This window comes from Arenibaculum sp., assembly GCF_035998295.1.
In the GTDB taxonomy this organism is placed as follows: domain Bacteria; phylum Pseudomonadota; class Alphaproteobacteria; order Azospirillales; family Azospirillaceae; genus DASYHS01.
In genome coordinates, this window is record NZ_DASYHS010000086.1 from 1 (window position 1) to 12,733 (window position 12,733).

A 12,733-nucleotide genomic window follows, 5' to 3' on the forward strand; every position below is an offset into this window, starting at 1 on the left:
CTGCGCCAGCTTGCCCGGCGTCATGCCGGGCCGCGCCAGCACCCGGGCGCGCTGGACGAAGGCCGGCGCGCTCACCACCGCGATCGCGTCGACGCGGCGCTCGTTGCCGGACTCGAACAGCAGCGGGATGTCCAGCACCGCCAGCGGCACCTTGCGCCGCGCGCACCGGGCCAGGAAACGCTGCTGCGAGCGGCGCACCAGCGGATGGACGATCGCCTCCAGCCGCTTCAGTGCCGGCGGGTCGCCGAAGACCCGCGCGCCCAGCGCTTGGCGGTCGACGGCGCCGTCCCGCACCACGTTGGGAAACGCCTGCGCGATCGGGCCGACGGCGTCGCCGCCGCGCCCCAGCAGCCGGTGGACCGCGGCGTCCGAGTCATGGACCGGCACCCGGAGCGTGCGCAACATGCGCGCGGCCGTGCTCTTGCCCATGCCGATCGATCCCGTGAGGCCGAGGACGACCATGGTGCTCAGCCGCCCTCGAGCACGAAACGGCGCAGTTCCGCCGTCACCTCCGGCGCACGCCCGAACCAGGCCTCGAATCCCGGCCGCGCCTGGTGCAGCAGCATGCCCAGCCCGTCGACGACGGGGTTGCCGCGCGCCGCTGCCGCGCGCAGCAGCGGCGTCTCCAGGGGGGTGTAGACGATGTCGGTCACCAGCGCCGCGCGCGGCAACGCGTCCAGCGCAAGGTCGAGCGGCGGATGCCCGGCCATGCCCTGGGTCGTGGTGTTGACCAGCAGCGCGGCGCCGTCCAGCGCCTCGGCGCGCGCGGCCCAGTCGAGCACGCGGACCGGGCAGGCGAGGCCGCCGCCCAGCTCGTCCGCGAGCCGTTCCGCCCGCTCGCGCGTGCGGTTCAGCAGGCGGATCTCCGGGGCGCCCGCATCGGCCAGGGCCACCAGCACCGCCCGCGCGGCCCCGCCGGCACCCAGCACGACGGCCGGGCCGGCCGCCGCCGTCCAGCCCGAAGCGCCTGCGCGCAGGTTCTCGACGAAGCCAAAGCCGTCGGTATTGCGGCCCTCCAGCGTGCCGTCCTCGTGGACGAGGATCGTGTTGACGGCGCCGATCCGCCGCGCCGTCGCGTCCAGCCGGTCGAGGGCGGCGATCACCGCCTCCTTGTGGGGCACGGTGACGTTGGCGCCCCGGAAGCCCAGCTTCGGCAGCGCGCGCACGGCTTCGGCCGCCCCGTCCGGCGGCACCGCCATCGGCACGTAGGCGCCGTCGATCCCGTAGCGTTCCAGCCACCAGCCGTGCAGGCGCGGCGAGCGGCTATGGGCCACGGGCCAGCCCATGACGCCGGCGACGCGGGCCTTGGCGCTCAGGATCATGACGGCACCGCCCCGTGCACGCGCAGGAAGCCCAGCAGGGGGAGCAGCGGCAGCCCCAGGATCGTGAAGAAATCTCCGCGTACCCGGGAGAAGAGCTGCGCCCCCAGGCCCTCGAGCTGGTAGGCGCCGACCGTCGTCAGCACCGCCTCGCCGGCCTCGGCGAGATAGCGGTCCACGAAGCCCGGCGAGAGCGTGCGCATCGTCAGCTCGGCCGCGTCCAGGTGGTGCCATAGCCGCTGCCCGTCGCGCACCACGACCGCGCAGGTGACGAGCCGGTGGGTCCGCCCGGACAGGGCGGCAAGCTGCGCGCGCGCCGCATCGGGGTCTTCGGGCTTGTCGAACCAGCGTCCCTCGCAGTCCAGCATCTGGTCGGCGCCGATCACCAGCGCGCCCGGATACCGGGGCGAGACCCGCATCGCCTTCAGCTCGGCCAGCGCCTCGGCGACCTCCCCGGCTTCCATCCCCGCGGCCCGGCAGGAGGCCTTGATCTCCGCCTCGTCCACCGCGGCCGGGTGGCGCCGGACGACCAGCCCGGCCCGGCCCAGCATCTCCGCGCGCGCGGCCGAGCCGGAGGCGAGCACGACCTCGGGCGCGTCCGCCGCCATCATCCGTCCGCCCTCCGGCCGGGCTGGCGGCGCGCCAGCAGCATCATGATCTCGGCCGCGGTCTCCTCGATCGAGCGGCGCGTCACGTCGATGACGGGCCAGCCGCGGCGGCTGTAGAGGCGCCGCGCCTCCGAGACCTCGGCGCGCACGACTTCCGGGTCGACGTAGTCGGTGTCGTCGGCCTGGTTGAGCAGGCGCAGCCGGTTGCGCCGGATCTGGATCAGGCGGTCCGGGTCCTTGGTCAGGCCGACGATCAGCGGGCGGGTCAGCTGCTCCAGTTCCGGCGGCAGCGACACGCCGGGGACGAAAGGCACGTTGGCGGTCTTGATGCCGCGGTTGGCGAGATAGATGCAGGTCGGCGTCTTGGAGGTGCGCGACACGCCGACCAGGATCACGTCGGCCTCGTGCAGCTCCCAGGCGGACTGCCCGTCGTCGTGGGCGAGCGCGAAGTCCATCGCGTCCATGCGCCCGAAATATTCCGCGTCGAGGATGTGCTGGCGGCCGGGCTGGCTCTGGCTTTCGAGGCCGAGATGGGCGGCCAGGGCATTGATCAGCGGGTCGAGCACGGGAATGCACGGCACCTGCAGGTCGCGGCACACCTCCTGGAGGCGCCGGCGCAGCCCCTCGTCGACCAGGGTGAACATCACCAACCCTGGATTGTCTCTGATTCCCTCGATGACCATGTCGAGCTGCCGCGCCGTGCGGACCAGGTTCCAGAAATGCTCGACCGGTTCGACGTGGTCGAACTGGGAGACGCAGGCCCGGGCGACGGAGTTGATGGTCTCGCCCGTCGCGTCCGACACGAGGTGGAGGTGGAACTGCTTCTGATTCGGGGCCATCCGCTCGGAAACCCTGTGAATGAGTCGGGGATAACTCGGGAAAAGTCGGGGATGAACGCACAGCACTCCGTTTTGCGCCATCCGTCCCTCGAGCATACCGGATTCCATACCGGCGCCGGACACCTTTCCCGGCCGGCTGGGGACTCGAGAAAAAGGCCGGCCTCCGGGCCGGTTATCCCCAGCATCCCCAAACAGGTGGAAATGCTATACCACCCCGCCCCGGCAGCCGTTAAGCCCCGCGATTCGCGCACAGTGCCCGCAAGCCGTTCCGCGATTCTGGGGATAAGATCGTGGATAGGGAGTAATCACCGTTTTCCACAGCCATCCACCACACCATCCACCCTTTTCAAAAAAAAAGATTCCCTGTTAGGAAGGTGGCATGTTGTACAGCGGTGTTTCCGGGAGAATGGCTTGGCGACGAGTGGCAAACCCTTCCTGCGCGCCCTTCGGGGCGAGGCCTGCGAGCGTCCGCCGTTCTGGCTGATGCGCCAGGCCGGCCGCTACCTGCCCGAGTACCGGGCGATGCGGGCGAAGGCCGGGTCGTTCCTGGACCTGTGCTTCAACCCGGAGTTGGCGGAAGAGGTTACGTTGCAGCCGCTGAGGCGGTACGGGATGGATGCCGCCATCCTGTTCAGCGACATCCTCGTGGTCCCTCACGCGCTCGGCCAGCCGCTCGACTACGTCGAAGGGGAGGGCCCGCGCCTCGACCCGGTCCGTTCGGCCGAGGACTTGGCACGGCTTTCGGCCGAACGGCTGCACGAGCGGCTCGCCCCGGTCTACGAGACGGTCGACCGGCTCTCCCGCTCCCTCCCGGCGGAAACGGCGCTGATCGGCTTCGCGGGATCGCCCTGGACCGTGGCCTGCTACATGGTCGAGGGCGGCGGCTCTAAGGAGTTCGCCCAGGTCAAGGCCTGGGCCTACCGCGATCCCGACGGCTTCTCGGCGCTGATCGACATGCTGGTCGCGGCGACGGTCGACTACCTGTCGGCACAGATCGCCGCCGGCGCCGAAGCGGTTCAGCTTTTCGACAGCTGGGCGGGGGTGCTGCCCGCGCCGCAGTTCCGCCGCTGGGTGGTGGAGCCGACGGCGCGCATCGTGACGGCCCTGAGGGCGGGGCATCCCGACGTTCCGGTGATCGGCTTCCCGCGCGGCGCCGGGCTGCTCTACGCCGAATACGCCGATGCGACCGGCGTCGATGCGCTCGGCCTCGACACCGCGGTGCCGCCGGAATGGGCGGCGCTGACGTTGCAGACGCGCTTGACGGTCCAGGGCAACCTCGACCCGATCATGCTCGTCGCCGGCGGGGAGGCGCTGTCGGCGGCCGCGCGCAACGTCCTGGAAGCGCTCGCCGGCGGGCCGTTCGTGTTCAATCTCGGCCACGGCGTCGTGCAGTCGACGCCGCCCAAGCATGTCGGCCAGCTCGCGGCGCTGCTGCGCGCCTGGCCGGCACTATCGTGACGGCCGGGGCTGGACGCCCGGCCGGCCCGGCATAGGTATCGGGCATGTCCAAGCCGCGAATTGCCGTCGTCCTGTTCAATCTCGGGGGTCCCGACCGTCCCGAGGCGGTCAGGCCGTTCCTTTACAACCTGTTCTCCGACCCCGCCATCATCGGCCTGCCGGCGCCGTTGCGCCTCCCCTTGGCCTACCTGCTGGCCCGCCGGCGCGCGCGCGCGGCCGCGGCGATCTACGACAGCCTCGGCGGTGGCTCGCCGCTGCTGCCCAACACGCAGGCTCAGGCCCGCGCGATCGAGGCGGCGCTGGCCGACATGGGCGAGGTGCGGTGCTTCGTCGCCATGCGCTACTGGCACCCCATGAGCGAGGAATGCGCGTTGCAGGTCCGGGAGTTCGATCCGGCGGAGATCGTGCTGCTGCCGCTGTATCCCCAGTTCTCGACCACGACGACCGCCTCCAGCCTGCGGGTCTGGCACCGGGCGGCGAAGCTGGCCGGGATCGACCGGCCGACCCGGGTGGTGTGCTGCTATCCTTCCGAGGACGGTTTGATCGAGGCGCAGGCGAAACTGATCCGCGATCATTACGATCGTGCTGGCCGCCATGGCCGCCCGCGCATCCTGTTCTCCGCCCACGGCCTGCCGAAAAAGGTCGTCGAGCGGGGCGACCCCTACCAGTGGCAGTGCGAGCGGACCAACGAGGCGATCGTCGCCCGGCTGCGCGCGGACGGCCTCGACCCGGACTGGGTCGGCTGCTACCAGAGCCGGGTCGGGCCGCTGGAATGGATCGGCCCCTCGACGGACGCCGAGATCCTGCGCGCCGGCCGGGACGGCGTCCCGGTCGTGGTGGTCCCGACCGCCTTCGTGTCGGAACATTCCGAAACGCTGGTCGAGATCGAGGAGGAGTACCGCCACCTCGCGGCCGCCAACGGTGTGCCCTGGTTCGAGCGCGTCCCCGCGGTGGGCGTCGAGCCCGGCTTCATCGGGGGGCTGGCGCGACTCGTCCGGGCGGCGCTGGCCAGTGGGGCGGCCAGTGGGGCGGCCGGCGGCTGCGCGCTGCGCAGCGAGGCCGGCGGCCGGATCTGCCCCGGCCGGCTCGGCGGCTGCCCGCAGGTGGCGGCATGAGGGAAGGGGGCCTCGATTGTACGATTGGGTGAAGGCGTTCCACGTCGTCAGTATCATCGCCTGGATGGCAGGGCTGCTGTACCTGCCGCGGCTGTTCGTCTACCACGCGGCGGCCGAGCCGGGATCGGCCGCTTCCGAGACGTTCAAGGTGATGGAGCGGCGCCTGCTGCGCGCGATCATGAACCCCGCGATGGTCGCGACCTACGTGTTCGGCATCTGGCTCGTGCTGCTGGTGCCGGACTGGATGAGCCAGGGCTGGCTTCACGCGAAGCTGGCGCTCGTCCTCGGCCTGACGGCCGCGCACATGATGATGGCGGGCTGGCGCCGCGCCTTCGCCGAGGACCGCAACGCTCGGTCCCAGCGCTTCTTCCGGATCGCCAACGAAGTGCCGACGGTGCTGATGATCGCGATCGTGATCCTGGTCATCGTGAAGCCGTTCTGAGGCGCGCGCGCGTTCACCTTGCCGCGACCAGCGTCCCGGCGAAGAGGACGGGGCCCGTCGGGCCGCCGCTCGGCGAACCGCCCGAAGGCTCGAGGCTGACCGCCAGGGTCACGCCCGGCCGGAGCAGGTCGGCCGGCATGCGGTCGAGCGGAAGGAGGGTGACCTCCGAGCCCGCGACGAGCCCGAGGGACACCGGTGTCCCCTGGCCGGGGACCGCCCACAGCTCGTAGCTTCGTCCCGGCGGGACCGTCCGCTCCCCGACCGGCGTGACGGTCGCGCGCTCGTCCTCGGGAATGCGGATCGCGAAGGCCGGCTCCGTCCCTTCCTGGAGGACGGCGACCAGAGCGGGGCCTGCCCGGGAAACTGGCTGGGGGACCGGCTGCAGCGCGACCGCCACGGCCAGGACCGTCGCGGCCATGGCCGAAACCGCCGCGATCCGCCAGAGCAGCACGTCGTTCCACAGGCGGACGAGGAGCCCGGGCCTGCGCGCGGGTTCGACTTCCCTCTCGATGCGCGACCACAGGTCCGGCGGCGGCGCCACGGGGCGGACCGTCCCGGCGAGGCCGGACAGCCGCTCCTGCCAGGCTGCGACCTGTTCGCCCAGCACGGGATTGGATCGAAGCTCGGCCTCGAAGCGCCGGCGCTCGGCGCCGCGCAGCGTCCCGAGCACGTATTCGGCCGCGCGAAGGTCCTCGTCGGGGCCGGGATCGTCCGTCATCGCTCGAGGCAGTCCCGCAACGCGCCGAGCCCGCGCAGGATCCAGCTCTTGACCGTTCCGAGCGGCTGTTCGAGCCGCTCGGCGATCTCGGCATGCGAGCAGCCCTCGACATAGGCGAGCACGATGCTCCGCCTCGGCCCGTCCTTGAGTTCGCCGAGGCAGGCTTTCAAGGCGGCGCGCTCCTCGACCGGCTCCGGCGGCACGCCGGCGATGGCGCCGGCCGCTTGCGCATCGTCGATCTCCATGGTTCCCGGTGGCGCCCGCCTCGTTTCGGAGGCACGCAGGTCGAGCGCGCGGAACCTCAGGATTCCGAGGACCCACGCCTGCCCGGTGCCCATGCCGGGCTCGAACCGGGCGGCATTGCGCCAGATCTGGACGAAGGCGTCCTGGACGGCCTCCTCGGCGAGGCGGCGGTCGGCCAGCATCCGGACCGCGAGGCCGAGCATGAGGGCCGCATGGCCGCGATAGATCGCACGCAGCGCCGACACGTCTCCCGCCGCGCAGCGCCGGATGAGAGGAGCGAGATCGTCGTCGGTGGGGAGCGGCACGGCGGTCGGCACGGCGGTCGAAAATCCAATGAACGCGGGAGCGGATCCGCCCGTCCCGTCCCGGCGACCTGCGCGGGTGCGGCGGACGTACGGCCGGGATGGCCGCCGCCGCCAGTGAGAGTATGTCGCGATCGCCATCATTCCAGCGCTGCTCCTTCGATCGGGCATACGGCGGCTTTGCCTGCCGTGGATGCGCGGCGGCGTCACGCGGCGACCGGCCTGCCGGCGAGCCGGGCCTGCCAGAGGACGAGAAGCGGCGTGGCGATCAACTCGAGGCCGAGGCCGACGAGGTGCGGAAGGGTCGGCTCTCCCGAGGCCAGCAGCGACAGGCCCCGTGCGAGGCCGCCGCAGAAGACGAGTGCCGCGGCGAGCCGGAAGCGCCGGGTGCGCCGCTCGATCTCGGGGACCGTGGAAAGGAAGGTCAGCCCGATCGCCAGGAGGAGCCCGGACAGGTAGCGGAAATGGCTGTCGAGGTCGGCGTCGGGAGCGTCGGTCCCGACCAGGCCGGGGCCGAGCACCACCCCCGCGGCTCCGGCGCCGATCGGCACGATGCACAGCACCGAGACCACCGCCTGGAGCACGCGCCGCTCCACCCCGTTCCCCCTGGCGTTCATGGCGTCGTCCCTTCCTGCCCCGTCGCCATTCAAGACCGGCGGGAGGGACGGCGGCGAATAAATTCGTGCGCCCTGCATCCGCCGTCGGCGGCGCGGCCGTAGGTGTGTCGAGCGCGCCGCCGGGCGCGCCCAACACGACGAGGACAACACCATGCGCACGACCATCAAGATGCTGCTCGCCGCCGGGTCGCTCGCCGCGCTGTCGGCCTGTGCCCAGTCGCAGGCCGATACCCAGGCCGATACGATGTCGAAGCCGATGGCCATGACCACGTCGCCGGGAATGGCCTCCGGGACCGTCACGGTCGGCGGCCAGCCGATGCTCGCGAACCGGACCATCGTGGACAACGCCGTCAACTCCCGGGACCATGAGACCCTGGTCGCCGCCGTCACGGCCGCGGGCCTGGTCGACACGCTCCGCGGAGCCGGGCCCTTCACGGTCTTCGCCCCGACCGACGCCGCTTTCGAGCGCCTTCCGCCCGGTACCGTCGAAACGCTGGTCCGTCCCGAGAACAAGGCGGCGCTCACCGGCGTCCTGACCTATCACGTCGTCCCCGGCCGGCTCGACATGGCGGCGCTGCAGGAGCGGATCACCGCCGGCAACGGCTCCGCGACCCTAGAGACCGCGTCCGGCGGGATGCTGACCGCGATGATGAACGGCCCCAGCAACGTCGTGGTGCGCGATGCCGCCGGCCAGGTCGCGGCCATCTCGACCTACGACGTCTACCAGTCCAACGGCGTCATCCACGTCGTCGACTCGGTCCTGATGCCGAAGTGATCGCTACCGGGGGAGGCGGCGGCCAGCCGCCTTCCTCAGCGCGCGCGGCTTTTCCTCCATCGGCGGGCTACCGCCTTCTCCGCCTCGACCAGGACGAAGACCGCGGCGCCTGCGACGGCGACCAGTCCCCAGGTCCCGGCATCGATCGGCGCGGTGCCGAACAGCGCCTGCATGAACGGCAGGTAGGTGAAGCCGAGCTGGAGCGCCGCGGCGACCGCGATCGAGACCAGCACCGGACGCGAGCCGAACAGCGCTTCGAGGTTCAGCGAAGGCGCCAGGATGTAGCGCGCGTTCCACAGGTAGAAGATCTCGCCCATCACCAGCGCGTTGACCGCGGCGGTGCGCGCCTCCTCGATCGTCCCGCCCTGGAAGCCCACCCACAAGAACAGCCCGAACGATCCCGGGACGAGCAGCGCCGTCACCGCGCCGATGCGCCAGAGCAGGTAGCCGGACAGCAGGGGCGCCTCGCGCGGGCGGGGCGGGCGGTCCATGATGTCGGTCTCCGGCCGCTCGAAGGCGAGTGCCAGGCCGAGCGTGACGGCGGTGATCATGTTGACCCACAGGATCTGCACCGGCGTGATCGGCAGCGCCTGGCCGAGCAGGATCGACACCAGGATGATCGTGGCCTGCGCGGCGTTGGTCGGCAGGATGAACAGGATCGCCTTGCGCAGATTGTCGTAGACCGTGCGCCCTTCCTCGACCGCATGGGCGATGGAGGCGAAGTTGTCGTCGGCCAGTACCATGTCCGAGGCCTCCTTGGCGGCCTCGGTGCCTTTCTGCCCCATCGCGATCCCGACATCCGCGCGTTTCAGGGCCGGGGCGTCGTTGACGCCGTCGCCGGTCATCGCGACCGAGGCGCCGGAGGCCTGGAGGGCGCGGACCAGGCGCAGCTTGTGCTCGGGGGTCGTGCGCGCGAAGATCTCGGCCTCCCGGGCGAGCGCGGCAAGCTCGGTATCGTCCAGCGCTTCGAGCTCGGCCCCGGTCACGGCGCCGCGCTCGCCGCCCAGCCCGAACTCGGCCCCGATCGCGCGCGCGGTGCCGGCATGGTCGCCAGTGATCATCTTGACCGGGATGCCGGCGCTTCGGCAGGCCCGGACCGCCTGGACCGCCTCCGTCCGGGGCGGATCGACCAGGCCGACCAGGCCGAGCAGGACCAGGCCGCGCCCGACGTCGTCGAAGGCGATCGCGGTCGCCGCCGCCGGCATCTCGCGCGTGGCGACGGCCAGAACGCGCTGGCCCCGCGCCGCCAGCGCCGCGATGCGGTCGTGCCAGGCCGCCGCGTCCAGAGGGGCGGGGCCGTCCCGGCGCAGCTCCCGTTCGCACATCTCGATCACGCGCTCGGGGGCGCCCTTGACGTAGGCGGCGGCATGGCCCTCGTGGTCGTGGTTCAGCGTCGCCATGAACCGGTGCTCGGACTCGAACGGGATCAGGTCGGTGCGCGGGCGGACGCGGCGCTCCTCCGCCGGGTCGATCCCGGCCTTGGAGCCGAGCGTCAGCAGCGCGCCGTCGGTCGGGTCTCCCTCGACCCCCCATTCGCCGTCCCGCTCGGTCAGGCTCGCATCGTTGCAGAGCACGCCGGCACGGATGATCTCGGCCAGCACGGCGTCCTCGCGCGGGTCGACCGCCCGGCCGCCATGGCTGAAATCGCCGTCGGGGCGGTAGCCGATGCCGCCGACGTCCCAGCTCGCGTCGGCGGCGGCGACCTGCTGGACCGTCAGTTCGTTGCGGGTCAGGGTCCCGGTCTTGTCCGAGCAGATCACGCTGACCGAGCCGAGCGTCTCGACCGCGGGCAGGCGTCGGATGATGGCGTTGCGCCCCGCCATGCGCGTGACGCCGATCGCGAGCGTGATCGTCATGACGGCGGGCAGGCCCTCCGGGATCGCGGCGACGGCGATGCCGACCGCGGCCATGAACATCTCGGCCGCCGCGTAGTCGCGCAGCAGGACCCCGAAGGCGAAGGCGCCGGCGGCCAGCGCCAGGATGGCGACGGTCAGCTGCCGGCCGAACCGCTCCATCAGCGCGACCAGCGGCGTCTTCAGGACCTCCACCCCGGCCAGCAGGGTGCTGATCCGGCCGATCTCCGTCGCCTGCCCGGTCGCCACCACGACGCCCTGTCCCTGGCCGTAGGTCACGAGCGTCCCGGAATAGGCCATCGAGGTCCGGTCGGCCAGGTCGGCCCCGGGTGGCACGGGCTCGGCCGATTTGGACACCGGGACGGACTCTCCCGTCAGCGCCGCCTCCTGGATCTGCAGGGTCTTGGAGCGTACGATCCGCAGATCGGCCGGGACCTTGTCGCCCGACGCGAGATAGACGAGGTCGCCCGGGACCAGTTCCTCCGCCGGCACGGTGATGCGCCGCCCCGCGCGCAGCACGCCGGCCTGCGGCGACAGCATGACCCGGATCGCGTCCAGCGCCTGTTCGGCCTTGCCCTCCTGGAAGAACCCGATCAGCGCGTTGAGGACGACGACGCCGAAGATGACGCCGGCGTCGACCCATTCGCCGAGCAGCAGGGTGACGGCGCCGGCGCCGATCAGGACGTAGATGAGCACGTCCTTGAACTGGCCGAGGAAGCGCAGCAGCGCCGGGCGCCGCGCGGCCGCCTCCAGGCGGTTCGGGCCGGATTGCGCCAGCCGGCGGGCGGCCTCGTCCGGGGCGAGCCCGTCGGGACCCGTGCCGAGGCGCTCCAGGACGCGTCCGGCCGGCTCCGCGTGCCAGGTCCCTGCCGGCGGCCGGTCGAGGGTTCCGGCGTCTTCTCGACGGTCCATCGTGTCTCCTTCGGGCGTCTCGCGCGTACCCGGACATCCGGGATAGAACGAACGAACAGTTCCGGTTTCGTTTGACTTGCTTTCCGGCTTGGGCTAACCATCAGCGAGTCGCAAGGCCTGTTTTCCGAGAATCCTCGTCATTTCTCCGGCGCCCATCCCCAGGGCGTCGTCCCCCGGCCGAATCACCGCGTTGCCGTGCAGCGGGTCCCGACGACCTCTTCTCCAGCCGTATCTTCCCACGGGCACACATGAACCTGAACGAGTTGAAATGTAAGACGCCTGCCGAACTTCTTGCGTTCGCGGAAGAGCTGCAGATCGAGAACGCCAGCAGCCTGCGCAAGCAGGACATGATGTTCGCGATCCTGAAACAGCTCGCCGAGAACGAGGTGCCGATCTTCGGGGACGGCGTCCTGGAGATCCTGCAGGATGGGTTCGGATTCCTGCGGTCGCCGGAGTCCAACTACCTGCCGGGTCCGGACGACATCTACGTCAGCCCCAGCCAGGTGCGGCGTTTCGGCCTGCGCACCGGCGACACGGTCGAGGGGCAGATCCGCGCGCCCAAGGACGGCGAGCGCTACTTCGCGTTGCTCAAGGTCAACACGATCAACTTCGACGCGCCCGACAAGGTCAGGCACCGCATCAACTTCGACAACCTGACGCCCCTCTACCCGGAGGAGCGCCTGCGCATGGAGGTCGACGACCCGACGAAGAAGAACTTCACGGGCCGGATCATCGACCTGGTGGCGCCGCTCGGAAAGGGGCAGCGCGCGCTCGTCGTGGCGCCGCCGCGGACCGGCAAGACGGTGATGCTCCAGAACATCGCCCATTCGATCGCGTCCAACCATCCCGAATGCTACCTGATCGTCCTGCTGATCGACGAGCGGCCGGAGGAAGTCACCGACATGGCGCGCAGCGTGCGCGGCGAGGTGATCAGCTCCACCTTCGACGAGCCGGCGGTGCGCCACGTCCAGGTCGCGGAGATGGTGATCGAGAAGGCCAAGCGCCTGGTCGAGCACAAGCGCGACGTCGTGATCCTGCTCGACAGCATCACGCGCCTCGCGCGCGCCTACAACACGGTCGTGCCGAGCTCGGGCAAGGTGCTGACGGGCGGCGTCGACGCCAACGCGCTGCAGCGTCCCAAGCGCTTCTTCGGCGCGGCCCGCAACATCGAGGAGGGCGGCTCGCTGACGATCATCGCGACCGCGCTGATCGATACCGGCTCGCGCATGGACGAGGTGATCTTCGAGGAGTTCAAGGGCACCGGCAACTCCGAGATCATCCTCGACCGCAAGCTCAGCGACAAGCGGACCTTCCCGGCGATCGACATCACGAAGTCCGGCACCCGGAAGGAGGAGCTGCTGGTCGACCGCGGCACCATCTCCAAGATGTGGGTGCTGCGCCGGATCCTGATGCCGATGGGCCCGGTGGACGCGGTCGAGTTCCTGCTCGACAAGCTGAAGCACACCAAGAGCAACTCGGACTTCTTCGAGTCCATGAACCAGTAGCGGGAACCGTCAGCCCGGTCTGCGCAA

General features: G+C 71.1%; 13 protein-coding genes. 5 read left to right on the top strand and 8 right to left on the bottom strand.

All coding sequences use genetic code 11. From position 1 onward, the window contains the following. The 4 genes from coaE to VGO20_RS09970 all read right to left on the bottom strand — a co-directional run. Positions 1-462, bottom strand: a 462-nt coding sequence (gene coaE, locus VGO20_RS09955; RefSeq protein WP_327502177.1) for a dephospho-CoA kinase, incomplete at its 3' end; no start/stop codon positions are given. Between the two features lie 5 nt (positions 463-467). Beyond that, positions 468-1,322, bottom strand: coding sequence for a shikimate dehydrogenase (locus VGO20_RS09960; protein ID WP_327502178.1), 855 nt, complete (start codon positions 1,320-1,322; stop codon positions 468-470). Further along, positions 1,319-1,927 (bottom strand): Maf family protein, encoded by a 609-nt coding sequence (locus tag VGO20_RS09965; protein ID WP_327502209.1) that lies wholly within the window; start codon positions 1,925-1,927, stop codon positions 1,319-1,321. The genes VGO20_RS09960 and VGO20_RS09965 overlap by 4 nt, the downstream gene beginning before the upstream one ends. Further along, positions 1,927-2,766 carry a pyruvate, water dikinase regulatory protein gene (locus VGO20_RS09970; RefSeq protein ID WP_327502179.1) on the bottom strand — a complete coding sequence of 280 codons (840 nt, stop codon included), beginning with the start codon at positions 2,764-2,766 and terminating at the stop codon, positions 1,927-1,929. Before VGO20_RS09970 ends, VGO20_RS09965 begins: the two co-directional genes overlap by 1 nt. A gap of 411 nt (positions 2,767-3,177) precedes the next feature. Here VGO20_RS09970 and hemE point away from each other — a divergent pair, with 411 nt between their 5' ends. Genes hemE through hemJ form a run of 3 tightly spaced genes read left to right on the top strand, consistent with a single transcriptional unit; the run spans position 3,178 to position 5,781 of the window. After that, positions 3,178-4,224, top strand: a complete 1,047-nt coding sequence (gene hemE, locus VGO20_RS09975) for a uroporphyrinogen decarboxylase (RefSeq protein WP_327502180.1) — start codon at positions 3,178-3,180, stop codon at positions 4,222-4,224. Between the two features lie 44 nt (positions 4,225-4,268). Next, positions 4,269-5,339: a ferrochelatase gene (gene hemH / locus VGO20_RS09980; protein WP_327502181.1), complete on the top strand. Its 1,071-nt coding sequence runs from the start codon at positions 4,269-4,271 to the stop codon at positions 5,337-5,339. A gap of 16 nt (positions 5,340-5,355) precedes the next feature. Then, positions 5,356-5,781, top strand: coding sequence for a protoporphyrinogen oxidase HemJ (hemJ, locus tag VGO20_RS09985; protein ID WP_327502182.1), 426 nt, complete (start codon positions 5,356-5,358; stop codon positions 5,779-5,781). 13 nt (positions 5,782-5,794) lie between these two features. Here the strand turns inward: hemJ and VGO20_RS09990 are convergent, their stop codons facing one another. From VGO20_RS09990 to VGO20_RS10000, 3 genes are all read right to left on the bottom strand, one after another. Next, positions 5,795-6,499 carry an anti-sigma factor gene (locus VGO20_RS09990; protein ID WP_327502183.1) on the bottom strand — a complete coding sequence of 235 codons (705 nt, stop codon included), beginning with the start codon at positions 6,497-6,499 and terminating at the stop codon, positions 5,795-5,797. Then, positions 6,496-7,059: a sigma-70 family RNA polymerase sigma factor gene (locus VGO20_RS09995; protein WP_327502184.1), complete on the bottom strand. Its 564-nt coding sequence runs from the start codon at positions 7,057-7,059 to the stop codon at positions 6,496-6,498. Before VGO20_RS09995 ends, VGO20_RS09990 begins: the two co-directional genes overlap by 4 nt. A gap of 191 nt (positions 7,060-7,250) precedes the next feature. Continuing rightward, entirely contained in the window at positions 7,251-7,661 is a 411-nt protein-coding gene (locus VGO20_RS10000; protein ID WP_327502185.1) for a DUF4345 domain-containing protein, read from the bottom strand. A 151-nt stretch (positions 7,662-7,812) separates the two neighbouring features. Here VGO20_RS10000 and VGO20_RS10005 point away from each other — a divergent pair, with 151 nt between their 5' ends. Beyond that, positions 7,813-8,436: a fasciclin domain-containing protein gene (locus tag VGO20_RS10005; protein WP_327502186.1), complete on the top strand. Its 624-nt coding sequence runs from the start codon at positions 7,813-7,815 to the stop codon at positions 8,434-8,436. 35 nt (positions 8,437-8,471) lie between these two features. On the opposite strand, the gene VGO20_RS10010 is transcribed toward VGO20_RS10005, so the two are convergent. Continuing rightward, entirely contained in the window at positions 8,472-11,201 is a 2,730-nt protein-coding gene (locus VGO20_RS10010) for a cation-transporting P-type ATPase (RefSeq protein ID WP_327502187.1), read from the bottom strand. Positions 11,202-11,449: 248 nt separating this feature from the next. Between VGO20_RS10010 and rho the strand changes: the two genes are divergently transcribed. Further along, the gene (gene rho / locus VGO20_RS10015) at positions 11,450-12,706 is read left to right on the top strand and encodes a transcription termination factor Rho (RefSeq protein ID WP_327502188.1); all 1,257 of its coding nucleotides are present in this window, start codon (positions 11,450-11,452) and stop codon (positions 12,704-12,706) included. Positions 12,707-12,733 lie beyond the last annotated feature (27 nt).

What these genes read in the sequence shown, in the direction of transcription:
- VGO20_RS09960 (WP_327502178.1), bottom strand. Translation starts at nt 1,322, where the DNA reads ATGATCCTGAGCGCCAAGGCCCGCGTCGCCGGCGTCATGGGCTGGCCC.
- VGO20_RS10000 (WP_327502185.1), bottom strand. Translation starts at nt 7,661, where the DNA reads ATGAACGCCAGGGGGAACGGGGTGGAGCGGCGCGTGCTCCAGGCGGTG.
- VGO20_RS10010 (WP_327502187.1), bottom strand. Translation starts at nt 11,201, where the DNA reads ATGGACCGTCGAGAAGACGCCGGAACCCTCGACCGGCCGCCGGCAGGG.
- VGO20_RS09970 (WP_327502179.1), bottom strand. Translation starts at nt 2,766, where the DNA reads ATGGCCCCGAATCAGAAGCAGTTCCACCTCCACCTCGTGTCGGACGCG.
- rho (WP_327502188.1), top strand. Translation starts at nt 11,450, where the DNA reads ATGAACCTGAACGAGTTGAAATGTAAGACGCCTGCCGAACTTCTTGCG.
- hemH (WP_327502181.1), top strand. Translation starts at nt 4,269, where the DNA reads ATGTCCAAGCCGCGAATTGCCGTCGTCCTGTTCAATCTCGGGGGTCCC.
- VGO20_RS10005 (WP_327502186.1), top strand. Translation starts at nt 7,813, where the DNA reads ATGCGCACGACCATCAAGATGCTGCTCGCCGCCGGGTCGCTCGCCGCG.
- VGO20_RS09990 (WP_327502183.1), bottom strand. Translation starts at nt 6,499, where the DNA reads ATGACGGACGATCCCGGCCCCGACGAGGACCTTCGCGCGGCCGAATAC.
- VGO20_RS09965 (WP_327502209.1), bottom strand. Translation starts at nt 1,927, where the DNA reads ATGGCGGCGGACGCGCCCGAGGTCGTGCTCGCCTCCGGCTCGGCCGCG.